Origin of the sequence: Mycetocola zhujimingii (assembly GCF_003065425.1) — a bacterium.
GTDB lineage: Bacteria > Actinomycetota > Actinomycetes > Actinomycetales > Microbacteriaceae > Mycetocola_A > Mycetocola_A zhujimingii.
In genome coordinates, this window is record NZ_CP026949.1 from 2,036,276 (window position 1) to 2,059,646 (window position 23,371).

25 protein-coding genes are annotated in these 23,371 nt (G+C 65.8%); 12 read left to right on the top strand and 13 right to left on the bottom strand.

Annotated elements, in window-relative coordinates; translation table 11 throughout:
* Positions 1-129 precede the first annotated feature (129 nt).
* Both C3E77_RS09710 and C3E77_RS09715 read left to right on the top strand, forming a co-directional pair.
* Entirely contained in the window at positions 130-354 is a 225-nt protein-coding gene (locus C3E77_RS09710) for a DUF3107 domain-containing protein (protein WP_108391449.1), read from the top strand.
* A gap of 6 nt (positions 355-360) precedes the next feature.
* A complete protein-coding gene (locus C3E77_RS09715) occupies positions 361-648 on the top strand; it encodes a hypothetical protein (protein WP_108391450.1) in 288 nt (95 codons plus the stop codon).
* Positions 649-780: 132 nt separating this feature from the next.
* Here the strand turns inward: C3E77_RS09715 and C3E77_RS09720 are convergent, their stop codons facing one another.
* Positions 781-1,494, bottom strand: a complete 714-nt coding sequence (locus C3E77_RS09720; RefSeq protein WP_232528829.1) for a ferritin-like fold-containing protein — start codon at positions 1,492-1,494, stop codon at positions 781-783.
* A gap of 151 nt (positions 1,495-1,645) precedes the next feature.
* Here C3E77_RS09720 and C3E77_RS09725 point away from each other — a divergent pair, with 151 nt between their 5' ends.
* Positions 1,646-3,058, top strand: a complete 1,413-nt coding sequence (locus tag C3E77_RS09725) for a DEAD/DEAH box helicase (RefSeq protein ID WP_416046384.1) — start codon at positions 1,646-1,648, stop codon at positions 3,056-3,058.
* Between the two features lie 56 nt (positions 3,059-3,114).
* Here the strand turns inward: C3E77_RS09725 and C3E77_RS09730 are convergent, their stop codons facing one another.
* On the bottom strand, positions 3,115-4,011 hold the full coding sequence (locus C3E77_RS09730) for a PHP domain-containing protein (RefSeq protein WP_108391452.1): 897 nt from the start codon (positions 4,009-4,011) through the stop codon (positions 3,115-3,117).
* 79 nt (positions 4,012-4,090) lie between these two features.
* Between C3E77_RS09730 and C3E77_RS09735 the strand changes: the two genes are divergently transcribed.
* A complete protein-coding gene (locus C3E77_RS09735) occupies positions 4,091-5,110 on the top strand; it encodes an endonuclease/exonuclease/phosphatase family protein (RefSeq protein ID WP_108393240.1) in 1,020 nt (339 codons plus the stop codon).
* 53 nt (positions 5,111-5,163) lie between these two features.
* Complete coding sequence (locus C3E77_RS09740) at positions 5,164-6,606, top strand: aminopeptidase P family protein (RefSeq protein ID WP_108391453.1); 1,443 nt, start codon at positions 5,164-5,166, stop codon at positions 6,604-6,606.
* A gap of 115 nt (positions 6,607-6,721) precedes the next feature.
* Here the strand turns inward: C3E77_RS09740 and C3E77_RS09745 are convergent, their stop codons facing one another.
* Positions 6,722-7,222, bottom strand: a complete 501-nt coding sequence (locus C3E77_RS09745) for a YflT domain-containing protein (protein WP_232528830.1) — start codon at positions 7,220-7,222, stop codon at positions 6,722-6,724.
* An 88-nt stretch (positions 7,223-7,310) separates the two neighbouring features.
* On the opposite strand from C3E77_RS09745, the gene C3E77_RS09750 reads away from it, so the two are divergent.
* From C3E77_RS09750 to C3E77_RS09765, 4 genes are read left to right on the top strand one after another with little or no spacing between them, the layout of a single operon-like run.
* The gene (locus C3E77_RS09750; protein WP_108391454.1) at positions 7,311-8,594 is read left to right on the top strand and encodes a magnesium transporter MgtE N-terminal domain-containing protein; all 1,284 of its coding nucleotides are present in this window, start codon (positions 7,311-7,313) and stop codon (positions 8,592-8,594) included.
* Complete coding sequence (locus tag C3E77_RS09755) at positions 8,587-9,099, top strand: DUF1003 domain-containing protein (protein WP_108391455.1); 513 nt, start codon at positions 8,587-8,589, stop codon at positions 9,097-9,099. Before C3E77_RS09750 ends, C3E77_RS09755 begins: the two co-directional genes overlap by 8 nt.
* Positions 9,086-10,258: an Mrp/NBP35 family ATP-binding protein gene (locus C3E77_RS09760; RefSeq protein ID WP_108391456.1), complete on the top strand. Its 1,173-nt coding sequence runs from the start codon at positions 9,086-9,088 to the stop codon at positions 10,256-10,258. The genes C3E77_RS09755 and C3E77_RS09760 overlap by 14 nt, the downstream gene beginning before the upstream one ends.
* A 12-nt stretch (positions 10,259-10,270) precedes the next feature.
* Positions 10,271-11,101 carry a hypothetical protein gene (locus tag C3E77_RS09765; RefSeq protein ID WP_108391457.1) on the top strand — a complete coding sequence of 277 codons (831 nt, stop codon included), beginning with the start codon at positions 10,271-10,273 and terminating at the stop codon, positions 11,099-11,101.
* 17 nt (positions 11,102-11,118) lie between these two features.
* Here C3E77_RS09765 and C3E77_RS15655 read toward each other — a convergent pair whose 3' ends face one another.
* Positions 11,119-11,550, bottom strand: a complete 432-nt coding sequence (locus C3E77_RS15655; protein WP_234031178.1) for a twin-arginine translocase TatA/TatE family subunit — start codon at positions 11,548-11,550, stop codon at positions 11,119-11,121.
* Positions 11,551-11,632: 82 nt separating this feature from the next.
* Between C3E77_RS15655 and C3E77_RS09775 the strand changes: the two genes are divergently transcribed.
* Entirely contained in the window at positions 11,633-12,262 is a 630-nt protein-coding gene (locus tag C3E77_RS09775; RefSeq protein WP_108391458.1) for an O-methyltransferase, read from the top strand.
* Between the two features lie 129 nt (positions 12,263-12,391).
* Here the strand turns inward: C3E77_RS09775 and C3E77_RS09780 are convergent, their stop codons facing one another.
* The 3 genes from C3E77_RS09780 to dapE all read right to left on the bottom strand — a co-directional run bounded on the left by C3E77_RS09780 (position 12,392) and on the right by dapE (position 14,958).
* The gene (locus C3E77_RS09780; protein WP_108391459.1) at positions 12,392-12,565 is read right to left on the bottom strand and encodes a DUF3117 domain-containing protein; all 174 of its coding nucleotides are present in this window, start codon (positions 12,563-12,565) and stop codon (positions 12,392-12,394) included.
* 97 nt (positions 12,566-12,662) lie between these two features.
* Positions 12,663-13,868, bottom strand: coding sequence for a putative hexosyltransferase (locus C3E77_RS09785; RefSeq protein ID WP_234031179.1), 1,206 nt, complete (start codon positions 13,866-13,868; stop codon positions 12,663-12,665).
* Positions 13,855-14,958, bottom strand: a complete 1,104-nt coding sequence (gene dapE / locus C3E77_RS09790; RefSeq protein WP_108391460.1) for a succinyl-diaminopimelate desuccinylase — start codon at positions 14,956-14,958, stop codon at positions 13,855-13,857. The genes C3E77_RS09785 and dapE overlap by 14 nt, the downstream gene beginning before the upstream one ends.
* 63 nt (positions 14,959-15,021) lie before the next feature.
* On the opposite strand from dapE, the gene dapD reads away from it, so the two are divergent.
* Both dapD and C3E77_RS09800 read left to right on the top strand, forming a co-directional pair.
* A complete protein-coding gene (dapD, locus tag C3E77_RS09795; protein ID WP_108391461.1) occupies positions 15,022-15,987 on the top strand; it encodes a 2,3,4,5-tetrahydropyridine-2,6-dicarboxylate N-succinyltransferase in 966 nt (321 codons plus the stop codon).
* A 91-nt stretch (positions 15,988-16,078) separates the two neighbouring features.
* On the top strand, positions 16,079-18,562 hold the full coding sequence (locus tag C3E77_RS09800; RefSeq protein WP_108391462.1) for a penicillin acylase family protein: 2,484 nt from the start codon (positions 16,079-16,081) through the stop codon (positions 18,560-18,562).
* Positions 18,563-18,668: 106 nt separating this feature from the next.
* Here the strand turns inward: C3E77_RS09800 and C3E77_RS09805 are convergent, their stop codons facing one another.
* The 6 genes from C3E77_RS09805 to C3E77_RS09830 all read right to left on the bottom strand — a co-directional run bounded on the left by C3E77_RS09805 (position 18,669) and on the right by C3E77_RS09830 (position 23,285).
* Positions 18,669-19,976: a citrate synthase gene (locus tag C3E77_RS09805; protein ID WP_416046377.1), complete on the bottom strand. Its 1,308-nt coding sequence runs from the start codon at positions 19,974-19,976 to the stop codon at positions 18,669-18,671.
* A gap of 146 nt (positions 19,977-20,122) precedes the next feature.
* The gene (gene dapC, locus C3E77_RS09810) at positions 20,123-21,241 is read right to left on the bottom strand and encodes a succinyldiaminopimelate transaminase (RefSeq protein ID WP_108391463.1); all 1,119 of its coding nucleotides are present in this window, start codon (positions 21,239-21,241) and stop codon (positions 20,123-20,125) included.
* A 3-nt stretch (positions 21,242-21,244) separates the two neighbouring features.
* Positions 21,245-21,568 (bottom strand): ferredoxin, encoded by a 324-nt coding sequence (gene fdxA, locus C3E77_RS09815; protein WP_108391464.1) that lies wholly within the window; start codon positions 21,566-21,568, stop codon positions 21,245-21,247.
* A 37-nt stretch (positions 21,569-21,605) separates the two neighbouring features.
* A complete protein-coding gene (locus C3E77_RS09820; RefSeq protein WP_198412135.1) occupies positions 21,606-22,157 on the bottom strand; it encodes a DUF6113 family protein in 552 nt (183 codons plus the stop codon).
* Positions 22,158-22,254: 97 nt separating this feature from the next.
* A complete protein-coding gene (locus tag C3E77_RS09825) occupies positions 22,255-22,569 on the bottom strand; it encodes an AzlD domain-containing protein (RefSeq protein WP_108391465.1) in 315 nt (104 codons plus the stop codon).
* Positions 22,566-23,285: an AzlC family ABC transporter permease gene (locus C3E77_RS09830; protein WP_108391466.1), complete on the bottom strand. Its 720-nt coding sequence runs from the start codon at positions 23,283-23,285 to the stop codon at positions 22,566-22,568. The genes C3E77_RS09825 and C3E77_RS09830 overlap by 4 nt, the downstream gene beginning before the upstream one ends.
* Positions 23,286-23,371 lie beyond the last annotated feature (86 nt).

The window sequence follows — 23,371 nt, forward strand, 5'->3', positions numbered from 1 at the left end:
CGCTATAACCGACCCCCGACATCCCCCGGAGGGAGCGCCGTACTGTTCGCTCTCGGCGAGTGCGCCACGGCCCGGGCAGCTGATCAACTGCCGTAATGTTGGGCGTAACGCAACGAAAGGGTCTGCCAAGTGGAAATCCGTATCGGTATCACCAACAGCGGTCGCGAGCTCAGCTTTGAGTCGTCCCAGTCAACAGCCGAGATCGAGAAGCTCATCGCCGATGCGCTCGACTCGAGCAAGAGCTTCTTCACCATCAGCGACGACAAGGGCAAGATGTACATCGTGCCCACCGCTGGCCTCGCCTATGTCGAAATCGGCAGCGAGGAAACCCGCCGCATCGGTTTCGTCGGATAACCGGTCATGGAGCTTCTCTTTGTGATGCTCTTCGGCATCGCCATCGGGATCGGAGCGCGGTATGTCATGCCGCAGCGTGACACGCATGGTGTCGCACTCATCCCTGCGATCGGCGGCATCACCGCTGGAGTGGTCTGGGTCGGACTGACCTGGCTCGGCTGGGCGTGGGACGGCGGATGGATCTGGGTCGCGACCCTCTTCGTCGCTGCCATCGTCTCCGTCGCATCCGCGTTCATGATCGGGCGTGTTCGCGCCGAATCAGACCGGAAGCGCCTCGTGGCGCTCGGCGGCTGACACCGACGAACAACATTCACTGGCCGGGCGCGCAAGCGTCCGGCCATTGTTCGTTCTGACGCCAGCGAGGGTGGCGTTCCCGCGCGGGTAACGGGACGCGGGAGATCCCGCTCGCCTCGATCGACGACCTTCTCAGGCTGTAAGGCCGAGTGCGTCCATCCTGCGGGTGTGCGTTGCGATGAGCTCGGTGAAGACGGGCTCGATGCGAGCCTCCTCCGACTCGCTGTGTCCCTCAAGAACGAGGGCGGACTGAGCGAGCAGGAGGGTGTCACCCAGCAGCCGCCTGCCGCACATTGCAAGGAAGTGCGCCCGCTTCGGATCAACGGTGATGGCATCCGTCAGCAACGACACAATCCCGGATGTCCCGGAGTCTGCGCCGAGAAGGCTGGCATACCTCGCCCCGACATCGTGCGGCAGCCCATCGGAGAGACTGATGAAGAAATCGTCGAGGAAACCCTGTGTGATGTAGATGCTCAGCAGATTCTCATTGACGGATGCCCCGCGCGTCAGGAGGAGGAAGTCATCAACCCGCGAGACGTACGGCGCCATGACCTCTGTCGGGTCTTCGCCGCGTCGACGGATCTCGGCAACGAGCCCCTGGTGCTTGGAGAGGGCGAAACCTGCAGCCGTTGACAAGGTCTCCTTGGCCGCCAGCTCGCTGATCGCCGAGACCATGGAGATCGACTGGAAGAACCCGAGCTGGAGGTAGGCAACGAGACCGAGGTAGCCGGAGGTGTCTGGCGCGAGTTCCGCGAAGTCCACTTTCGTCTTCACAACATGGCTCGTGCGGGACCGCAGACGGGGCAGCGGTGCACGCGGCCGGGAGTATCGAAACCTTGAAACCACGGCTCCAGTGTAGGTGCTCCGGTAGGCTGGGATTGTCCCGGCACCGGATCGGGACCCTACGCCTGGGTCAACATGCAGGGCGTAGACCGCTTTTATGCATGAACAGGCAACTATAAACGTGAACTTTACTGATCTCGGCGTCGAGCAGGACATGGCAGACGCCCTCGCGGCGAAGGGCATTCTCGAGCCATTCCCCATCCAGGAACAGACCATCCCCCTCGCACTCGACGGCCAGGACATCATTGGCCAGGCGAAGACGGGAACAGGCAAGACCTTCGGCTTCGGCCTCCCGCTCCTCCAGCGCATCGGCAATGACCCCGCACCGGGCGTCGTAGCTCTCATCGTCGTCCCTACCCGTGAACTCTGCGTGCAGGTGACCGAAGACATCGAGCTCGCGGCCGCTAACCGCCCGACGAAGATCGTCTCGATTTACGGCGGCAAGGCGTACGAGGGTCAGATCGAGCAGCTCAAGGCCGGAGCGCAGGTCGTCGTCGGCACACCGGGTCGGCTCATCGACCTCAACAACCAGCGCCTCCTCGACCTCTCGAACGTCCGCGAAATGGTGCTCGACGAAGCAGACAAGATGCTCGACCTCGGCTTTCTCGCCGACATCGAGAAGCTTTTCTCCAAGACACCGCCGACGCGTCACACCATGCTCTTCTCGGCGACGATGCCAGGTCCGATCGTGGCCCTCGCCCGCCGCTTCATGTCGAAGCCGATCCACATCCGCGCTTCCGACCCCGATGAGGGCCTCACGCAGGCCAACATCAAGCACCTCGTCTACCGTGCCCACAACATGGACAAGGACGAAGTCATCGCCCGCATCCTGCAGGCCGAGGGTCGCGGCAAGACCGTGATCTTCACCCGCACCAAGCGCGCGGCCGCCAAGCTCGTCGAAGAACTCAACGACCGCGGCTTCAACGCCGCCGCCGTGCACGGTGACCTTGGCCAGGAGCAGCGCGAACGCGCCATGGCCGCGTTCAAGGCCGGCAAGAAGGACGTCCTCATCGCAACGGATGTTGCTGCTCGCGGAATCGACGTCAACGACGTCACCCACGTGATCAACCACACCATCCCCGAAGACGAGAAGACCTACCTCCACCGCGTCGGTCGCACCGGCCGCGCCGGGAAGACCGGTATCGCCGTAACCTTCGTCGACTGGGACGACCTGCACAAGTGGGCGCTCATCAACAAGGCGCTGGACTTCGGCCAGCCCGAGCCGACGGAGACCTACTCGTCGAGCCCGCACCTGTTCGAAGACCTCGACATCCCGGCCGGAACCAAGGGCCGCCTGCGTCCGTCGACGCTCGTTGCGGCACCGCCGCGTGGCCCGCGTGAAACCGGTTCGCGTGACTCGTCGAATCGTGCTCCGCGCGAGGGCGGTTCGCGGGATTCCTCGCGTGGCGGACGGGGACGCACCAAGGCTGCCGCTCCCGCTGCTGCCGGTGACGCTCCCGTTGTCGCCGCTGGCACCCACGACGGCCAGGGCCACGAGCACCACGACGGCAACAGCGCACCACGCCGCCGCACACGCACGCGTCGCCGCACCAACCGTCCGGAGTAGCGCTACTCCCCCACAAAGGCCCGTCCGACTGATGTCGGGCGGGCCTTTGTGCGCGCTCAGCCGGAGAGTTTCTCGTCGCTTGCGACCGGGTAGACGGGCTGTGACCCGGTGCCCTCATCGATGATCGCCTGCACGACGGCATCCGGTGTCGTGTTTTCACCGAGCCGATTGGGTTTTCCCGCACCGTGGTAGTCGCTCGAGCCCGTGAGCACGAGTCCGAACGTGTCGGCGAGTTCCCGCAACCGGACCTTGCCGTCAGCGGTGTTCTCCCGGTGCTCCAGTTCGAGCCCGAACAAACCGGCGTCGACGAGTTTGCGGAGGCTCTCTTCGTCGACCATGGCATCACGCCCCCGGGTGGCGGGGTGGGCAATCACCGGCACTCCTCCCGCACTCCGCACGAGCGAAACGGCGCGGAGCGGATCGGGCGCGTAGTGGGGCATGTAATAGCCGTTGCGCGGGTGAAGGATGCCGGTAAACGCGTCACTGCGGGTCGGCACGTGGCCGCGCGCCACGAGCGCGTCTGCGATGTGCGGTCGTCCGACCGTCGCCCCTGGCGTCGTCTGGGCGAGCACGTCGTCCCAGTCCAGCGCGTAGTCGGCGCCGATGCGGCGGACAATGGACTCCGCCCGCTTGAGCCTCGACTCACGGATCCGCGCGGTCTCTGCAACGAGTTCTGCCGAGGTCGGGTCGAAGAGGTAGGCGAGCAGGTGAACGCTCTTATAGCCAACCCGGGTGCTGAATTCCATGCCGGGGATGAACGTGATGTTCTGCTTCTGCGCCTCGCCCGCCGCTTCATGCCACCCGGCGGTTGAGTCGTGGTCGGTGAGGGCGACAGCGCCGAGGCCGGAAGCCGCTGCCTCGCGCACGAGCTGGGACGGCGATTCGGTACCGTCCGACACCCGCGAGTGGGTGTGCAGGTCACTCGGCCCGCGGAACAACATATCCCCTGACATAGTCCCAGCTTATGGCTCGGGAGAACACGCCACGGACGCAGAGTCCACTCACAGTCCGATGTGGGTAATGTGGCTGGAAATGCTCAAGTTTCTCGGCGCGATTCTGACCATCGCGATAGCTGTTCTCCTGCTCGTTGTGACCTGGCCTGAACTGTTCGACCTTCAGACCACCTGGATCCTCGCCCAGGTGACGAGCATGCGCTCACTCGTGACCGCCCTGTCTGTTGTGGCGATTGTCGTGTTCGCCCTTCTTACGCTGGCGAAGTCCATCCGCGCATTCGCGGGGACCATCGCCGTTCTCCTCGTCCTGTTCGTTGCGGCCAATGGCGTCATCCTCTCCGATCGCGGCTTCGGAAACACGGACTTCGCTGAAAAGACTCCTGAATCGATTACCGTGCTCAGCTGGAACACGCTCGGCGATGCTCCTGGCTCCGCCGCGGTCGCGCGTCTGGCCGTCGAATCCAACGCCGACGTGATCTCGCTGCCCGAGACGACACAGGAAACGGGTATCGAGATCGCCGAGGCCATGCGTGAGGCGGGCCGGCCGATGTGGGTGCATACCGAGTGGTTCGACCAGATTTCGCCCGCACGATCGACAACGGTGCTCGTCAGCCCCGACCTCGGCGACTATATGAAGGTCACGAGCAACTCGGAGCGCAGCGAGAACACGAAGGTACTGCCGACGGTCATTGTCGAACCGATCGACGGCAACGGCCCGACGATTGTCGCTGCGCACGCCGTCGCACCCATTGAGGGCCAGATGGACAACTGGCGCGACGATCTGAACTGGCTCGCCGACCAGTGCGCCTCGGGCAACGTGATCATGGCCGGCGACTTCAACGCCACGATCGACAACATGGCCGGTCTCGGCACGGCTGAAGTCGCCGCACTGGGCAACTGTATCGACGCGGGCACGCAGTCGGGTAACGGGGCGGTCGGTACCTGGCCAAGCAGCATCCCCGCCCTCCTCGGCGCTCCGATCGACCACGTCATGGCGACACCCGACTGGAGCGTCACAGGAATGCGGGTTGCCACAGAGGCCGACGGTACGGGCAGCGACCACCGGCCCATCATCGTTCAACTCAGCCCGCGCGGCTGATCCGGCACCGCTGGTTACTCGTTCCTCCCAGCGAACGGGTAGACAATAGAGGGATGCAGAACGCAACAGAAACGATCCAGTCCGCCACCGGTGTTGCCCCGGCAAGCGAAGAGACCACGAGCGAAGAGCCTCGAGGCACCTCCAACCGCTCCACAACGCCGGCATCAACCGAATTCCAGGACTACATCGGATCCAACTGGGCCGACCGCGTCGATGTCCTCCCTGAGCCGCGTGCACAGGCACCGTTCGCAGCACAGCGCCGGGAGCGCGTCTCGGCTGCCTTCGTTGGCAAGCGCGTCGTTGTGCCGGCCGGCTCGCTCAAACAGCGCTCAAACGACACCGACTATCCGTTCCGCGCCCACTCCGCCTTTGTGCATCTCACCGGATGGGGTGCCGACAGCGAACCGGACTCCGTGCTGGTCCTCGAACCCGCAGGGAGCGGCCACGAGGCCACACTGTACTTCCGCGAACGTGCCGACCGCTCGTCGAACGAGTTCTACGCAAACCCCGCCATCGGTGAATTCTGGATCGGCCCACGTCCGTCGCTCGCGCAGGTCGCCGCTGATCTCGGCATCGCCACCGCCCCCATCGACAGCTTCCAGCCGACGGATGCCGACCTCACGGTCGAACAGGACGAGGAACTGACCACTTTCCTGTCCGAACTGCGCCTCGTCAAAGACTCATTCGAGATCGAGCAGATCAGGCTCGCCGTCGACGCGACGGCCCGCGGCTTCAGCGACGTGATCGCTGACTTCCCGAGAATCACCGCGTCGGAGCGCGGTGAGAGGGTCGTCGAGGGCGTGTTCTACACGCGGGCTCGACTCGACGGAAACGCCGTCGGTTACGACACGATTGCGGCATCTGGACCTCACGCCTGCATTCTGCACTGGACGCGCAATGACGGCCCGGTGGTTCCAGGGGACCTCATGCTCGTCGACGCCGGCGTGGAGGTCGACACGCTCTACACCGCCGACATCACCCGCACCCTCCCGTCCAGCGGCCGGTTCACCGACGTGCAGCGCGCGGTCTACGAAGCCGTCCGCGAAGCCGCAGACGCCGCGTTCGCCATCGTGCGCCCCGGCATCGTGTTTCGGGATGTCCACGCCGAAGCCATGAAAGTCATCGCGAAGCACACCGCGGCGTGGGGCATGCTCCCCGGTACCGCCGAAGAATCCCTCGAGGTGACCAAACAGTTCCACCGCCGCTACATGGTGCACGGCACGAGCCACCACCTGGGTCTCGACGTTCACGACTGTGCTGCCGCACGCCGTGAGATGTACCACGACGGTGAGCTCAAGGAGGGCATGGTCTTCACGATCGAGCCTGGACTTTACTTCCAGCCGGACGACCTCACTGTTCCCGAGGAGTTCCGCGGAATCGGAGTGCGGATCGAAGACGACATCCTCGTCACGGCGACGGGCGCGGAGAACCTCTCAGCGGCGATCCCTCGCACCGCGGACGAGGTCGAGGACTGGATCGCCGGTCTCAACGCCTGAGACACCGAGCTGACGTGACCCGGCTTACGGTCCGGTCACGAACGTAAAAGCCCCGCCTCATTGAGGCGGGGCTTTCTCGTTCGGTCCTGTCGGACGCAGAAGCTGGAGCGTCAGGCTACTGCTTGGTCGGAGCGCTCTCGAGCAGGTTGCGTGCGCGGTTCGCCAGTTCGGGATCCACGGTCACCGTGTAGCTCGTCGCGATGACCTGCATGATCGAGGTGAAATCACGGCGCCTCCTGTTGAGCGCGTACGACACAACCGAGAACATCATGCCGAACGCCGCACCGATGAGCACGGCGGCACCGACAAAACTGAGGTTGGCGGCGGGATTGATGATGATGAGCAGGAGCCCGAAGAACAGGCCGAGCCATGCGCCGCTCAGGGCGCCGGCGCCCGCGGTACGGCCGTAGCTGAGACGGCCGGTCACCCGCTCGACGCTCTTGAGCCCGTCACCGACGATCGACACCTGCTTGACGGGGAAATCCGCCTGGGCGAGAACGTCGACCGCGTTTTGCGCTTCCCTGTAGCTCTCGAAACTGGCGACGGTTTCGCCGCGCGGAATCATCGACTCGAACGGGTACCGGTCTGCGCCTCGGCGCTGCTGCTGATTGCTCACCCCTCCATTCTCACACCGGCGCCCGCGAACCGCAGCCCCGAACGTTGGCCCCCCTCCCCCATACAGGGAACGGCACTAAGTTAGAGGGGTGAGTGGATCGAGAGTTTTCGTCGCCCGGCTTGCCGGCTGCACAGTCTTCGACCCGGCGGGCGACCGCGTGGGCAAAGTGCGCGATGTGCTCGTCGTGTACCGCAAGAGCGACCCGCCACGTGTTGTCGGGCTCATCGTCGAGATCCCCGGCAAACGACGCGTCTTTGTGTCGATCGGCCGCGTCACCTCGATCGCCGCCGGCCAGATCATCACAACGGGTCTCATCAACGTGCGACGGTTCGAACAGCGCGGCGGCGAGGTGCGCGTGATCGCCGAGCTCCTCGGCCGGAAGGTCGAATTCGTCGACGGATCCGGTGAAGCGACCATCGAAGATATCGCCATCGAAGAGGTCGGCCCGGGCGCGTGGGCGGTCAGCCAGTACTTCGTTCGGCGGCCCAAGCTGTCACCCTCTCCCTTTGCCAAGGGCACGACGACGTTCGCGACCTGGCGGGAAATCCGGGAGAAGCAGTCCGGGCCTGAGGGGCAGTCCGCCGAGCAGCTCATCGCCACATACTCAGACCTCAAGCCGGCTGACCTCGCGAATACCCTGCTCGACCTGCCGCAGGACCGGATGATCGAAGTCGTCGAGGAACTTCCGGACGACCGCCTCGCCGACGCGCTCGAGGAGATGCCGGAGACCGACCAGGTCGCCATCCTCACCGAGCTCGGCGACGGCCGCGCGGCCCACGTGCTCGATCAGATGCAGCCGGACGATGCGGCCGACCTCATCGCACAGCTTCCCCTCGACCGCGGCGAACACCTGCTCGAGCTGATGGAGCCCGAAGAGGCCGAGGACGTGCGCATGCTCCTCGCGTTTGCGCCTGACACCGCCGGTGGCCTCATGACCACGGAACCGGTCATCCTGTCCGCCGATTCCACGGTCGCCGAGGCCCTCGCGCTCATCCGGCGCCCCGAACTCCCGCCGGCACTCGGCGCAGCGGTCTGCGTGACCCTCCCGCCGTACGAGCCGCCGACCGGCAGGTACCTCGGCATCGTGCACTTCCAGCGGATGCTGCGTTACCCGCCGCACGAACGGCTCGGCACGATCATGGACCAGAGCCTCGACCCGGTGACGGCGAAGGCTTCGGCGGCCGAAGTCTCCCGGATCCTGGCCAGCTATGACCTCGTGTCGGTTCCCGTCGTCGATGACACGCACAGACTCGTCGGGGTGGTGACAATTGACGATGTCCTCGACTACCTGTTGCCCGAAGACTGGCGAAGTCAGAACGACGAACCGGTGATCACGCACAAACCACAGGGAAGGAGGGCGACTCATGGCTAAGATCCGCAGGAACGACGTGCGCCTTGACGCCCCCAAGGGCCTCCGTCCGTCCATGCTCCCCGGCCGGGGACGCGAGTCGAGCGACAGATTCGGTCGGTTCACCGAGTGGGTGGCCCGCGCCATGGGTACCCCGGCGTTCCTCGCTGGCCTCACCGTGTTCTGTCTCGCCTGGATTGCGTACAACACCTGGGGCCCCGAGGACTTCCGCTTCGACTCGGCAGCCCTCGGCTTCACCGCGCTGACGCTCATCCTCTCCCTCCAGGCCTCGTACGCTGCCCCGCTGATCCTCCTCGCCCAGAACCGCCAGGACGACCGTGACCGGGTGCAGATCGAACAGGATCGCCAGCGCGCCGAACGCAACCTCAACGACACCGAGTACCTCGCCCGTGAGGTCGTGGCCCTGCGACTCGCGATGAAGGACATGGCATCGAAGGACTTCATCCGCCAGGAACTCCGGTCGCTTCTCGAAGAGCTCGAGAAGGACAAGGACGATGCCAGGAACTGACCTCGAACGCCGCATTGCCGACGAACTCGCCACGGTGATCGACCCTGAGATTCGCAGGCCGATCACCGAACTGGGCATGGTTGGCGACATTGCGGTCGCCGCGGATGGGGCGGCATCCGTCGCCATCAAACTGACGATCGTCGGTTGCCCCGCTGCCACGGCGATTGAACGCGATGTCACGGCAGCGGTGTCCCGGGTGCCGGGCGTCACGAGCGCGAACATCGCCGTCGGCGTGATGACGCCGGAGGAACGGCGCGCGCTCACCGAGTCGCTCCGCGGCCCGAAGGCCGCGAGGGTGATGCCGTTCGGGCCTGGCACGCTCACCAAGGTTTACGCCGTAACGAGCGGGAAGGGCGGCGTCGGTAAGTCGACGGTCACCGCGAACCTCGCAGCAGAACTCGCCGCGAGGGGCCTGAGCGTCGGCATCGTCGACGCTGACGTCCACGGTTTCTCGATCCCAGGCCTCCTGGGTTTGACGGATGCCACGGCTGACGAGACGTCGCTCAGAACGCCGACGCAGGTAGGCGACATGATCCTGCCTCCCATCGGGTACGGCGTGAAGGTGATTTCGATCGGCATGTTCCTCGGCAAGGCAGACGGACAAGCGACACAGGCCGTTGCCTGGCGCGGCCCGATGCTGCACCGCACGATCAGCCAGTTCCTCACCGACGTGTACTTCGGCGACCTCGATGTCCTCCTCCTCGACCTGCCGCCGGGAACGGGCGACGTCGCGATCTCGCTCGGCCAGCTGTTGCCGAACGCCGAGGTCCTCGTCGTCACCACCCCGCGGCCGGCAGCGGCCGACGTCGCCGAGCGCAGTGGAATCGTGGCCAGGCAGACCGGTCAGAAGGTGATCGGGGTGATCGAGAACATGGCGGGGCTCGTGCAGCCGGACGGCAGCGTCCTCTCGCTCTTCGGCTCCGGCGGCGGCGCTGAACTCGCCCGCCGGCTGAGCGCAACGCCCGACGCCCCCGAGGTCCCGCTGCTCGCGAGTGTTCCCCTGAGCGTCCCGCTCCGGTCGGGAGGCGACACCGGGGTGCCCGTTGTCCTGTCGCACCCGGATGACCCGGCGAGCGTCGCCATCCGTTCGGTCGCCGACCAGTTGCTCGCCCGTGGACGCGGCCTCGCCGGCCGTCGGCTCGGACTGGCCCCGGCCTGATCGGCGGATGCTGTGCGGCGGGGTATCCTTGCGGGACTCGCCGCTTCGCTCGTGCTTCTGGCGGGCTGTTCAGCCCCGCCGGCGAACCCGGCTGACGACCTCAGCTTTGAGGTGATGCAGGGCCGAACCGATTATGCGAGCGGCACCCTCGTCCTCCGCGTCGTCAACGGCGGCACCGAGAGCATCACTGTCGACGACGCCGTCCTTACCTGGGAGGGGTTCGCCGAACCGGCGCACTGGTCGGGAACCACGATCACGGCGGGCCGCACGGTTGACCTCCGCACGGCGGCGCCAGGCGCGAAATGTACGACAGGAAAGGCAGACCCACCGGCCCCGTCGCTCGCTGTGGAATTCGGCACGGGCCCTGCCGTCGTCACGACCCCCCTCGATCCTCTCGACACGCTCCAGCGGCTGCATCAGACCGGGTGCGTGTCCGCCGCCGTTGAGCGGGTCGCCACGGTCTCTGTCGACGGCCCTCTCGTTATCGACGGAACAGGACCGGATGCTGTCGCCAGGCTCACACTGCTGTTTACACCGACGCGCGGGGAGGGAACTGTGCAGTTCTCGTCGGTCGCCTCGACGCCGCTGCTCGCACCGGCGGACGGCTCTGAAGGCTGGCCGCTCTCACTGGCTCTCGCCGGAGCATCCGCCCCTCAGTCCGCGGTGCTGTCGATCCGGCCGGCACGCTGCGACCCACACGCCGTCGCCGAAGACAAAATCGGAACGGTGCTGGTCGTGACGGTCAGCGTCGACGGCGCCGATGGACGCTACAGCTTCCCGGTCGACGACGCGACCCGCGATGCCCTCTACGGTTTCGTGAGATCTGCGTGTGGCATGCCGTGACCGGCCGATGCTTCGCGTCAGGTGGCTTCGAGGTCGAACGGTGGCGCCGCCACGGCGTTGCCCTCGAGGATCTGCCGCTGCCGATCTGACGCGCGGCTTGTTCGAGGCTTTTGCCACACAACATCATCATCATCGGTGGGAACGGCAGCGGTCTTGTCGAAACTCGGCGGGGCGATGACCGGTTCGGGCGGAGAATCATCGAGCAGCGCCTCACGGATGATCCGGCGCGGGTCGTACTGACGCGGGTCGAGTTTCTTCCAGTCGACCTCGTCGAACTCGGGCCCCATCTCCTCGCGCATGCGTTCCTTGGCCCCCTGGGCCATGTCACGGAGCGATCGGATGAGCCTCGCAAGCTGTGCTGCGTACGTCGGCAGGCGCTCGGGTCCGAGCAGGAAGACAGCGATCACCCCGATGATGAGGAGCTTCTCGAAAGTGAGGCCGAAGAACACGAGTTCAGACTATCGCGCCGCGCCTGACAAAACGCACGACACGGCTCCGCTACTCTTGGGCGAACCACCACCGGGAGCTGAAGTGTCAGAACAAGATTCGAACTGGAAATACGCCGACTACATCGTCACCGAGTCCGATTCGATCCAGAAGGCCCGTGCACAGTCTCTTGAGCTCGGCATCGAACCGATCTCGCCGGCCATGGGAGCGCAGGCCGCTGTTATCGCCGCGACCACTGCTGCCGTCAACGTGGTCGAAATCGGCACCGGTTCCGGCGTCTCCGGGCTGTGGCTGCTGTCACCGTCGAAGCGGAGCGTCCTCACGACCATCGATTCAGAGGCCGAGCACCAGGGTTACGCACGGCAGACCTTTGCCGACGCCAGGGTCGCACCCAACCGCGTTCGCCTGATCACCGGCAGGTCCCTCGACGTGCTCACGCGGATGAACGAGAACTCCTACGACATCGTCTTCGTTGACGCCGACCCCACGCAGGTGATCGAGAACGTCGAGCACGGGCTTCGCCTTGCTCGGGCCGGCGGCACCGTCCTGGTCCCCCACGCCCTCTGGAAGGGCAGGGTCGCTGACCCGGCCCAGCGCGACGACGTCACCAGCGCGTTCCGCACCCTCGTGCAGGAGATCGCGTCGTCGAGCGCCGTTGTGAGTGCGCTCTCGCCCGTCGGCGACGGCCTGCTCCAGATCACCAAGCTCGCCTAGGCATTCGCCAGAAACGGCGCTCTGGCCGGAGTGCTCCGCGTCCTGAGCGGGCATGCCCTTTAACAGGACAAGGCGCGGATGCTGGTGGTCAGCGACCACAGACATCCGCGCCTTGTTGTTAAAACCGGTCTAGCTGACTGCTACTACCCCAGCCAGCGCGTCGTGAAGTTCCCTGGCTTCGGCGTCGTTGACTGACACAACCAGGCGCCCACCGCCTTCGAGCGGAACCCGCACGATGATCAGCCGACCCTCCTTCACGGCCTCCATTGGTCCGTCGCCAGTCCTCGGCTTCATCGCTGCCATTCGGCTCCCCTTTCGTTGCTTTGTCCTCCTATTATCCGCTACCCGCTGTGAACGAACGAAATCGGCCCGCAGACTCACCCAAACTGGGGACACCCGATCACGGTGGCGTCCAGTCGTAACCGTCGACGCGCCACGCGATGAGCACCCATCCGATCTGCCCAGCGATCGACGCGATTACAAGACACACCCGGTACACGCGCGACCGAGGAACGGCGAATGCGCCGGCGGCCGGGAACAGCGGAACGAGAAGCCTGAAAGTGCTCGACTGCGGGAAGAACACGGCGAAAAGGTAGATGAGGTAGCTCGCGAGCCACAACCGGAGGTCGACGCCGAGCTTGCGCGCGGGCGAAGAGAGGAGCCCGAGTACCGCTAACAGGGCGAGCACGGCGACACCCAGAATCCCCCACCACGGCGAGTCCGGAAGACCGAGTCCGTTGGCCGCCCACCAGTCGAGTCCCTGAAACCACGGCGCAAACGGAACCAGGTGGCCGTGGCCGATGTACGCGCTCCGCCAGGCGAGCTCGGTGTCAGTGTATGCGGTGATCGACCCGGTGACCGCCCACGCGATCGCAGGCCAGGCGAGGCCGAGAACTCCGCTCAGCACGGCGAGCGCGGCCGGCGGGACCAGGTCTCGGAGGCTCTCCCCCGGTGCGCGACGCCGGAACCAGCGCACCAGGACATGAAGAACGAGGAAGAGCGAGAACGCGAGCCCTGACGGGCGTGTGAAACACATCACGGCGATCACCCCCGCCGCTGGGAGATAACGACGGGTGAGCACGAGGTAGAGCGCGGCAGCGAGCAGCAGCACGTGCAACGATTCCGCGTAGGCAACCTGAAGAATGGGCGACAGCGGCGCGACCGAGAACAGCACGACACTGAACAGGGCCGTCGACTCGTCGAGAACGAGTCGCATCAGCTTGTAGAAGACGAGCGTCGCACCAAGGGTCGCAAGCACAGACACGACCACTGCGGCTGGCGCCCAGCCGAGTCCGGTGAGTCCCATGACGAGCCGCACGACCGCCGGATACACGGGCATGAACGCCCACGCGTTCTCCGCGACGTGACCGTCGGCATCGACCGGCAACTCGGCCGGATAACCGGAGAGTGCCACGATGTGGTACCAACGGCCGTCCCAGAGCGAGGCGAAGTCGGCGTACGCGGGTGACGGGCCCGTCCAGGCGTTGGCCGGCTGGCGCTGTGCGAACCAGACGAGGATCGCCGTCGAGATCAGCCGCCCTGCGGCCGCGATGACGAGGACCCGGCCCCACCAGCGCAGCCGGCGCCAGAGGTCAGACGGCCGCACCGGTCAGCCACGTGCGCAGCCCGTTCTCGCACGCGATGATCTCGTCGAGTGCGACACGTTCGTCATCGGCGTGCGCGGTGAGCGGGTCGCCAGGGCCATAGTTCACGGCGGGGATGCCGAGGGCGGAGAAGCGGGCAACGTCGGTCCAGCCGTATTTCGGAAGAGCGGTTCCGCCGACGGCCCTCGTGAACTCCTGCGCGAGCGGCGCATCGAGGCCCGGCCGCGCACCATCAGCGGCGTCGATGACCTCGACCTCGAACCCACCGAACAGGCGACGGAGGTAACTGACCGCTTCGGCCGCCGACTGGTTCGGGGCGAAACGGTAGTTGATGTGCACCCGGCACTCGTCGGGGATGACGTTCCCGGCGATACCGCCCGAAATCCCGACGGCGTTGAGTCCCTCGCGGTAGACGAGGCCATCGACCTCGACGGATGCCGGCAAATACGCGGCGAGGATGTTCAGTACCTGCGCGGCCCGGTGGATCGCGTTCTCCCCCACCCAGCTCCTCGCTGAGTGTGCTCGGCGTCCGCGCGTTACGACGTCGATACGCGCCGTGCCGTTGCATCCGCCCTCGATGTCGCTCCGCGTCGGCTCACCGAGGATGGCAAAGTCGCCCTCGAAAAGATCAGGGCGAGACGCCGCGAGGATGCCGAGGCCATTTTTATCGCTCTCGACCTCTTCGCCGTCGTACCACATCCAGGTCACGTCGATGGCGGGATCCGTCAGCTCGGCCGCGAGCTTCAGCTGGACGGCGACACCGCTCTTCATGTCCGCGGTGCCGCGACCCCACAGGTAGTCCCTGCCGTCGATCGTCTCGAACCGGGTCGGGAGGTTGGCGTTGACCGGCACCGTATCAATGTGGCCAGCGATGATCGCGCGCTTCGACTTGCCCCCGGTCGTCCGCGCGACAATTGTGTTGCCCACCCTCGTGACCTCGAGGTGGTCGCAGTCGGCCAGCGCGCGCTCGATGGCATCCGCGAGCGGCGCTTCGTTGCCGGAAACCGACTCGATGTCGCAGATTGTTCGGGTGATATCGACGCTCGACGCGGAGAGATCGAGGGCAGGAGATGGCACTGGCGAGTCCGGCATGCGATCAGTCTACGGTCGCGTCACACGGCGTCAGGAAACCCGGCGGTTCGCTAGCCTTGAGGCATGACGGACTCCGCACTCACCGCAACGCACGCCTGGGGCTACGGCCTCGCCACTGTGGCCGCCGACGGCACCGTTCTGGACACCTGGTATCCAGAACCTCAGCTCGGTCCGATCCCCGCCAACCGGGAACGCTGGATCGTCCCGGCGCAGATCGAGGCCCTGGCCGGCACCGACGAGCGCCGGCGCGTACGCATCGACATCGTGACCGTCCAGATCGACCTCGAGGCTGCGCCACAGGACACCTCGGATGCTTACCTCCGGCTGCACCTGCTGTCCCACCTTCTGGTGGCACCGAACTCGATCAACCTCGACGGAATCTTCGGCCACCTTCCGATCGTGGTCTGGACCAACGCTGGTCCGGTGAACCCCGAAGACTTCGACGAGATCCGGCCGGCGCTCTCCCGCGCGGGTATTTCGGCAACCGGCATCGACAAGTTCCCGCGCATGCTGGACTACGTCACCCCGCCCAAGGTGCGGATCGCGGATGCATCGCGGGTCCGCCTCGGAGCGCACCTCGCGCCGGGAACAACGGTCATGCACGAGGGCTTCGTCAACTTCAACGCCGGGACCCTTGGGGCATCGATGGTCGAGGGGCGGATCTCGCAGGGGGTCGTCGTTGGCAACGGTTCAGACATCGGCGGTGGCGCGTCGATCATGGGCACGCTGTCTGGCGGCGGGACACAGCGGGTATCGATCGGTGAGCGTGCTCTCCTCGGCGCCAACTCGGGAATCGGCATCTCCATCGGAGATGACTCGGTCGTCGAAGCCGGACTCTATGTCACGGCGGGAACGAAGGTCGCCGTTGTCGGAGACAAAAACACCGACGACGCACCGGTCGTTGTGAAGGCTGTCGAACTCTCCGGCATGCCAAACTTGCTCTTCAGACGCAACTCCCTCACGGGGGCCGTCGAGGTGTTGAACCGCACAGGAGCGGGAATCCAACTCAACGACGCGTTGCACGCCTGACACCGGGCGGCAGACCCCCGCAGTTTCACGAAGGAGTGACGTGGTTCCCAGGACGCCAAGAAGCCGACGATCGCGCTTGTTTACAGTTCTCATGAGTGTCGTCGGCGGTCTCGTCGTCCTGGTCCTCGTCGCCGGCGGGCTCGTGGTCCTCACCGTGCAGCGCTCGTTCCCCCAGCTCGACGGCGAGCTTTCCGTCGAGGGACTTGACGCGAACGTCACCGTGTACCGCGACGACGCCGGGATCCCCGTCATCGAAGCGGAGAGTGCGACGGACCTGTTCGCAGCGCAGGGTTTCGTGCACGCGCAGGACAGGTTTTGGGAGATGGACTTCCGGCGGCACGTCACGAGCGGTCGTCTTGCCGAACTGTTCGGTGAGGCACAGGTCGAAACCGACACCTTCGTCCGAACTCTCGGCTGGCGCGCTGTGGCCGAACAGGAGGTCGAACTGCTCGACCCGCTCACCCTCAGCTGGTATCAGGCCTACGCCGATGGAGTGAACGCCTACCTGGCCGAGCGTGAGGGTGCATCGCTCTCCCTGGAGTACGCCGTCCTTGGGCTGCAGAACCCGGGGTACGAGCCTGAGAAGTGGACGCCGGCCGACTCGGTTGCCTGGCTGAAAGCCATGGCGTGGGACCTCCGCTCCAATCTGGAGGATGAGATCGACAGGGCGATCCTCGCCACGAGCGTCTCACCTGAGCAGCTGTCCACTCTGTACCCCACTTACCCCTACGAGACGAACCCGACGGTGCTCTCCGCGATGGCGACGCCGTTCGGCGAAGCTGCCGAGGATGCCCCCGCCGAGCAGCAGGCATCCGTCGACTCACTCCTCGCGCTCCGCGACGTCGTTGAGGGGATGCCGGCACTGCTTGGCAGGGCAGGCAGCGACATCGGATCGAACTCGTGGGTCGTCGCCGGAAGCCTGACCGAGTCAGGCAAACCATTGCTCGCGAACGACCCGCACCTCGGCCCTTCGCTTCCTTCGGTCTGGTATCAGATGGGCCTGCGCTGCTCAGTGGTCTCGGCCGAGTGCCCGTTCGACGTTGCCGGATTCAGCTTCTCAGGCATGCCGGGGATCATCATCGGCCACAACGCGAGGGTTGCGTGGGGATTCACGAACCTCGGCCCTGACACCGCCGACCTCTATATCGAGAAGGTCGCGGAAGCGAACTATGAGCTCGACGGCGTCCTCCGCCCGCTCACCGTCCGCGAAGAGGTGGTGAAGGTCGCCGGAGGGGAAGACGTTCCGATTACGATCCGCTCCACCGAACGCGGCCCGCTCGTGACGGGGGTCACGGGTGATTTTTCGAGCATCGCCGCTGACTATCCCGCGTCGAGCGGCCTGCCGGAGGAGTCATACGAGCTCTCCCTGCAGTGGACGGCGCTGACGCCCGGCCAGACTCCGCGGGCTATTTTCGCCGTGAACCAGGCGACCGACTGGGCGAGCTTCCGCGAGGGGGCGAGGCTGTTCGAAGTGCCGTCGCAGAACCTTGTGTACGCCGACGTCGATGGCAACATCGGATACCAGGCACCGGGACTGATCCCGGTCCGCTCAGCGGGTGACGGCACTGTGCCGCAGCCAGGGTGGACGAGCGCATCGGGCTGGAAGAGCTACATTCCATTCGAGGCCCTGCCCAGCCAGTACAACCCCGAGTCCGGGTACATCGTCACCGCCAACAACGCGGTGGTGAACTCCACCTACCCGTACCTCATCACCAGGGACTGGGATGCCGGGTACCGGGCAGACCGCATCACCGACCGCATCCGCACGGACGTCGACGCTGGCACGAAGTTTACCGCGGCAACGATGAGCGAGATCCAGGCGGACAACCACAACGCGATCGGCGAGGCGTTTGCCCCGTATCTCGCCGACCTGACCCCGTCGGGTAACGCCAAAAAGGGTGCGACGCTGCTCGCCGACTGGGACTTCGCCGATGACGCAGACAGCGCCGAGAGCGCCTACTTCAACATCTTCTGGCGCACACTGCTCAACGACAGCTTCTCCCCCAAACTGCCCGAGGCGATTCCGGCGTCCGGCGGCGGCCAGTGGTTCCAGATCGTGAGCGGACTCCTCGACGACCCGGCGTCGTCCTGGTGGGTGTCGGCGGACGACAACGTCACCGGGCGCGACGAGGCGATTACTCACGCTCTCGGCGCCGCGTGGACCGAGGCCGAGGACCTGATGGGCGACAACCCGGAAGACTGGACCTGGGGTGAACTCCACACGCTGACAATCCGCAACGCGAGCTTCGGCGAATCGGGCATCGCGCCGATCGAGTGGCTGTTCAACCGCGGGCCGTACGAGCTCGCCGGTGGCTCCTCAGTGGTGAACGCTGTCGGCTGGTACGCGCCAGACGGCTACACCGTCGACTGGGTGCCGTCCATGCGCCAGGTAGTCGACCTCGCCGATTTCGACGGATCAACGTGGATCAACCTTGGCGGGGCATCCGGGCACGCCTTCGCACCGACCTACGTCGACCAGACCGTGCTGTGGCAGGAGAACAAGACTCGGGCCTGGGCATACACCCCGGATGCCGTGGACAGCGCGGCGACCGACGTTCTGACGCTCACCCCGTAGACCGAGCGTCTGCCGGCACGGAAAAGCCCCACCGACTCAGTGTCGGTGGGGCTTTTCTGTGCCAGCGGGTCTGTGCCAGCGGGGCTGTGCCTGCAGGTGGCCTCGGCTAACGCTGCGGGAGGTCGCGAGCGGCCGAACCCGTGTACAGCTGCTGTGGGCGACCAATCTTGGTCTGCGGGTCCTCGTTCATCTCACGCCAGTGAGCCACCCAGCCGGGAAGGCGGCCGATGGCGAACAGTACGGTGAACATCCGGGTCGGGAAGCCCATCGCCTTGTAGATGACGCCGGTGTAGAAGTCGACGTTCGGGTACAGGCGACGTTCCTTGAAGTAGTCGTCCTCGAGCGCAATCTGCTCAAGTTCCTTCGCGAGGTCGAGCAGCGGGTCGCTGACGCCGAGCTGCGCGAGCACCTCGTCTGCGCTTTCCTTGACGATCTTCGCGCGCGGGTCGTAGTTCTTGTAGACGCGGTGTCCAAAGCCCATGAGCTTGACACCCTCTTCTTTGTTCTTGACCCGCTCGACGAACTTCGAAACGCCCTCGCCCGAATCGCGAATGCGGCCGAGCATCTCGAGGACTGCTTCGTTCGCGCCACCGTGCAGGGGTCCCGACAGTGCGTTGATGCCGGCTGACACCGACGCGTAGAGGTTGGCACCGGTCGAACCGACGAGGCGCACCGTCGACGTCGACGCGTTCTGCTCGTGGTCGGCGTGGAGGATGAGCAGGCGGTCGAGTGCCTTCGAGAGCACGGGGTCGATCTCGTACGGCTCGGCCATGTTGCCGAAGTTGAGCCGAAGGAAATTGTCGACGAAGCTCAGGCTGTTGTCCGGGTAGAGGAACGCCTGACCGGTCGCCTTCTTGTGTGCGTAGCCCGCGATGACGGGGAGCTTCGCGAGCAGGCGGATGGTGGTCAGCTCGACCTGTTCGGGGTCGCTGGGGTCCGCCGCTGACTCGTAGTACGTGGAGAGAGCGGAGAGGGCGCTGGAGATGACGGCCATCGGGTGCGCCGTGTGCGGCAGAGCCGAGAAGAAGTGCTTGAGGTCTTCGTGCAGCAGCGTGTGGCGACGGATCTTCTCGTCGAATTCGCCGAGCTGGTCGGCCGTCGGCATCTCGCCGTAGATGAGAAGCCACGCGACCTCGAGGTACGTCGACGACGCAGCGAGCTGTTCGATCGGGTAGCCGCGGTAGCGCAGGATTCCCTGGTCGCCGTCGATGTAGGTGATCGACGACTTCGTCGCTGCCGTGTTCACGAACCCGTAGTCGAGCGCTGTGAGCCCCGACTGGCGTGTCAGCGTTGAGACGTCAAGGCTCGATGCGCCCTGACTCGATTTCAGGATCGGAAACTCTGCGGTTCCGCCCGGGTAGGTCAGGGTAGCTTTCTCTGTCACTGCGCTTGACTCCTGCTCGACGTCGCCCACGGCGCCTCCTTGTACTGGTTGTTCCAGGTGATTGTGCGGCGTTCCTGCCCCGCGAATGTGTGGCCGCGGCGACGGGTCCGGATACAGCCTAATCGGCTGACCGGCCAACTACCGCATCCGCCAACGACCGGCCGGACTCATTGGAGCTATGCTCCAACGCCGTCGCGGGAAAGCCGCAGCGCCGCAGCCGCAATCCTCTCGTCGGTCGCCGTCAGCGACAACCTGACGTGCTCGGGAAAGAAGTCGCCGTAAAACGTTCCGGGCCCGGCGAGGATACCGCGGTCAGCGAGCCAGCCAATGGACTCCCAGGCATCCCTGCCCCTGGTCATCCACAGGTACAGCCCGGCTTCCGAACGGTCGAGACGGAACCCGGCGCCCTCGAGCGCTGGCAGGATCTCGGCCCGCCTGGCGGCGTAGCGCGCCTTCTGCTCGGCAACGTGCTCGTCGTCGCCCAGGGCGGCGATCATCGCCTCCTGCAGCGGCGCTGGCACCATCAGTCCCGCGTGTTTGCGCACCGTCGTCAACCGAGCGATCGTCGCCGCACAGCCCCCGGCGAATGCAGCGCGGTACCCGGCCATGTTCGACTGTTTGCTGAGTGAGTAAATGGCGAGGATGCCGTCGACGTTCCCTCCGGTGACCCGCGGGTCGAGGATGGACGGAACCGGCGCGGTGGCCCACTGGCCGCTCCAGCCGAGTTCTGCGTAGCACTCGTCGTTCACGATGAGTGCGCCGAGTTCGCGAGCCCTGGCCACGGCAACGCGGAGAAAGTCGACGTCGAGCACGTTCCCGTCGGGGTTGCCAGGCGAGTTGAGCCAGATCAGCTTCGTGCCTTCCGGCCATTGGGCCGGATCATCGGATGCCACAGCGCTGGCTCCACACATCGCCGCTCCGATGGCATAGGTGGGGTAAGCGGCCCGGGGGTGCACGATCGTGTCGCCCTCACCGATACCGAGCATGAACGGCAGGAGCGCGACGAGTTCCTTCGAACCGATGGTCGGCAGCACGTTGGACGGGAGAAGGCCGGGGACCGACCGCCGCCTGGCGAACCATCCGACGATGGCCTCGGCGAGGGCCGGTGTGCCGGCCGTTGTCGGGTACGCGTGTGCGTCTGTCGCTTCGGACAGCGCGACACGCACCACCTCTGGAGTGGGGTCGACGGGAGAACCTATGGAGAGGTCGACGATTCCGTCAGGGTGCTGCCTGGCGCGGGCAGCGAACGGCACCATGGCATCCCACGGGTAATCGGGAAGCGGTGAGAGCGCCACGCCTCAGACGCCGGCCTGCGGCGGCAGGGCAGAAATGACCGGGTGGTCGTACTTGATGACTCCGACCTTTGCTGCTCCGCCGGGCGAACCGACCTCGGTGAAGAATTCGACGTTCGCCTTGTAGTAGTCGGCCCATTCCTCGGGAAGGTCATCCTCGTAGTAGATGGCCTCGACGGGGCATACCGGCTCACAGGCTCCACAGTCGACGCACTCGTCGGGGTGGATATACAGCGAACGCTCACCCTCGTAGATGCAGTCAACGGGGCACTCATCGATGCACGCTCGGTCTTTGACATCCACGCACGGGAGGGCGATGACATAGGTCACAGTTGGTCAGTCCCTTCGAAAGACGGCTCAGTCAAGTCTACGCCTCACCCATCGTGGCGGATGGCGTCCGGGGCCGTTCAGGCAGCCGCGGCCACGCAACGACGACCGTCGCGATGAGGACCGGCCCAATGGTCCACACCAGCCCGGCGAGACCCTGCGGGATCAGCACGGAGCCGCCGGGGCTCTGCACCGAGAGAAGCGCGATCACACCAACGACACCGACCGCAGCCAGGAGAACAACGAGGCGATCGCCGATAAGCAGGCGCAGGCCGATGAGGAGGGCAAGTACGCCGACGAGCGAGAGGATCAGGCCGAGGGGAAAGCTGAATGAACCGAGGGTGAGTGTCGTCTGGTGCTGGACGGTGCCTACAGCGCCGAATACCGCTCCGACGACGAACCCGAGTACGCAGCTGACAGCCCGGTTACGCCCGCCGGAAGGCTCAGCCCCCGTCGCCGGTACGGAGGTCTCACGGGTGGCCTGGACGCCGGGCCATGCGCCCGTCTGATCAGCCCCGGCAGGGCTATGACTCGTTGGCCCGTTGCCCGCCGGTTCGTTGTTACTGCCCAGTCCGCCGTTGTATCCACTCACCGGGCAAGTGTACCCAGCCCACATGGGTGGCCCGTGTCGGTGGCAGGACGCGGCCGTGCCCATCCGCAGCCTCGACCGACAGGCCAAGCCCCGACGGTCAGGCCAGGCCGGCCACGGCCCGCAACAGTGCCGCAACTGCCGCGGCAGCGATCACGACGATAAGAAACGGCACCCGGAGCGCATAGAGCGCCGCAGCAACACCGAGGGCTGGTACGCGGGCGTCAAGCACAACGCCGACTCCGTCACCAATGGTCTGCACGACGATGAGAGCGGCCAAAAGGGCGACCGTGAGAAGTTCGGCGATCCTCGACGGCACCGGTTTCTCCAGCCAGTGTGCCGGCACAGCGTAACCGGCGAGTTTCAAGGCGACGCAGGCGATCGACGCGAGCAGTATGACGTTCCAGAGGGTCACGAGACAGCCGCCCCATCCCGGGTCCCGAACCAGTTGGTGACACCGACCAGGACGGCGACCAGCGCGGCGGCGATGACGGGCACGCCGCTCGGAGCGAACGGGAGGAGGACCGCGGCAACCACCATCGCTCCCCCGGCGACGACGAGTGCCTGCTTCCTTCGGAGGCGAGGCCACAGCAAACCGAGGAACGCCGCAGCAGCCGCGGCATCGAGTCCGTACGCGCGGGTGTCTCCGAGCAGGTCACCGATGAGGGCACCGGCGAAGGTGGTGAGGTTCCAGCCGATGTAAACGACAAGTCCGGTTACCCAGAACCCCGTGCGACTCGCGGTGGCGGTTTTCTGCGCAAGGGCAACCGCCACCGACTCGTCGATGGTCAACCACGCCGCGGCGACGTCACGGGGCCAGCCACGGCCGACCACCGGTTTCATCCGCATGCCGTACGCCGTGTTCCGGGAGCCCAGCAGCACGGCACTGGCGATGGCGGCGGGAGCTGATGCAATTCCGCCCGACGCGAGGACGCCGACGAGGGCGAACTGGGATCCGCCGGTGAACATGAAGAGGCTGAGCACGCATGCCTGCCAGATGTCGAGACCTGCTGCAACCGCCAGCGCACCGAAGGAGACACCGTATGCAGCCGTGGCAACACCGACAGCAACGCCCTGGCGCGCGGCGAGCTGCTCCGGCGTTCGGGGCGTTCGGGGGGCTTGCCGGCTCATCCGTGTGACTGACCGGTGACAACCGGCCCGTGGCCGACCCGGGAAGCCGGCAATCGGGTACAGGACATGGGATCCAGAGTAGCGGG

What these genes read in the sequence shown, in the direction of transcription:
- C3E77_RS09715 (WP_108391450.1), top strand. Translation starts at nt 361, where the DNA reads ATGGAGCTTCTCTTTGTGATGCTCTTCGGCATCGCCATCGGGATCGGA.
- C3E77_RS09725 (WP_416046384.1), top strand. Translation starts at nt 1,646, where the DNA reads ATGGCAGACGCCCTCGCGGCGAAGGGCATTCTCGAGCCATTCCCCATC.
- C3E77_RS09730 (WP_108391452.1), bottom strand. Translation starts at nt 4,011, where the DNA reads ATGTCAGGGGATATGTTGTTCCGCGGGCCGAGTGACCTGCACACCCAC.
- C3E77_RS09735 (WP_108393240.1), top strand. Translation starts at nt 4,091, where the DNA reads ATGCTCAAGTTTCTCGGCGCGATTCTGACCATCGCGATAGCTGTTCTC.
- C3E77_RS09740 (WP_108391453.1), top strand. Translation starts at nt 5,164, where the DNA reads ATGCAGAACGCAACAGAAACGATCCAGTCCGCCACCGGTGTTGCCCCG.
- C3E77_RS09755 (WP_108391455.1), top strand. Translation starts at nt 8,587, where the DNA reads ATGGCTAAGATCCGCAGGAACGACGTGCGCCTTGACGCCCCCAAGGGC.
- C3E77_RS09760 (WP_108391456.1), top strand. Translation starts at nt 9,086, where the DNA reads ATGCCAGGAACTGACCTCGAACGCCGCATTGCCGACGAACTCGCCACG.
- C3E77_RS09780 (WP_108391459.1), bottom strand. Translation starts at nt 12,565, where the DNA reads ATGGCAGCGATGAAGCCGAGGACTGGCGACGGACCAATGGAGGCCGTG.
- dapE (WP_108391460.1), bottom strand. Translation starts at nt 14,958, where the DNA reads ATGCCGGACTCGCCAGTGCCATCTCCTGCCCTCGATCTCTCCGCGTCG.
- dapD (WP_108391461.1), top strand. Translation starts at nt 15,022, where the DNA reads ATGACGGACTCCGCACTCACCGCAACGCACGCCTGGGGCTACGGCCTC.
- C3E77_RS09800 (WP_108391462.1), top strand. Translation starts at nt 16,079, where the DNA reads ATGAGTGTCGTCGGCGGTCTCGTCGTCCTGGTCCTCGTCGCCGGCGGG.
- C3E77_RS09830 (WP_108391466.1), bottom strand. Translation starts at nt 23,285, where the DNA reads ATGAGCCGGCAAGCCCCCCGAACGCCCCGAACGCCGGAGCAGCTCGCC.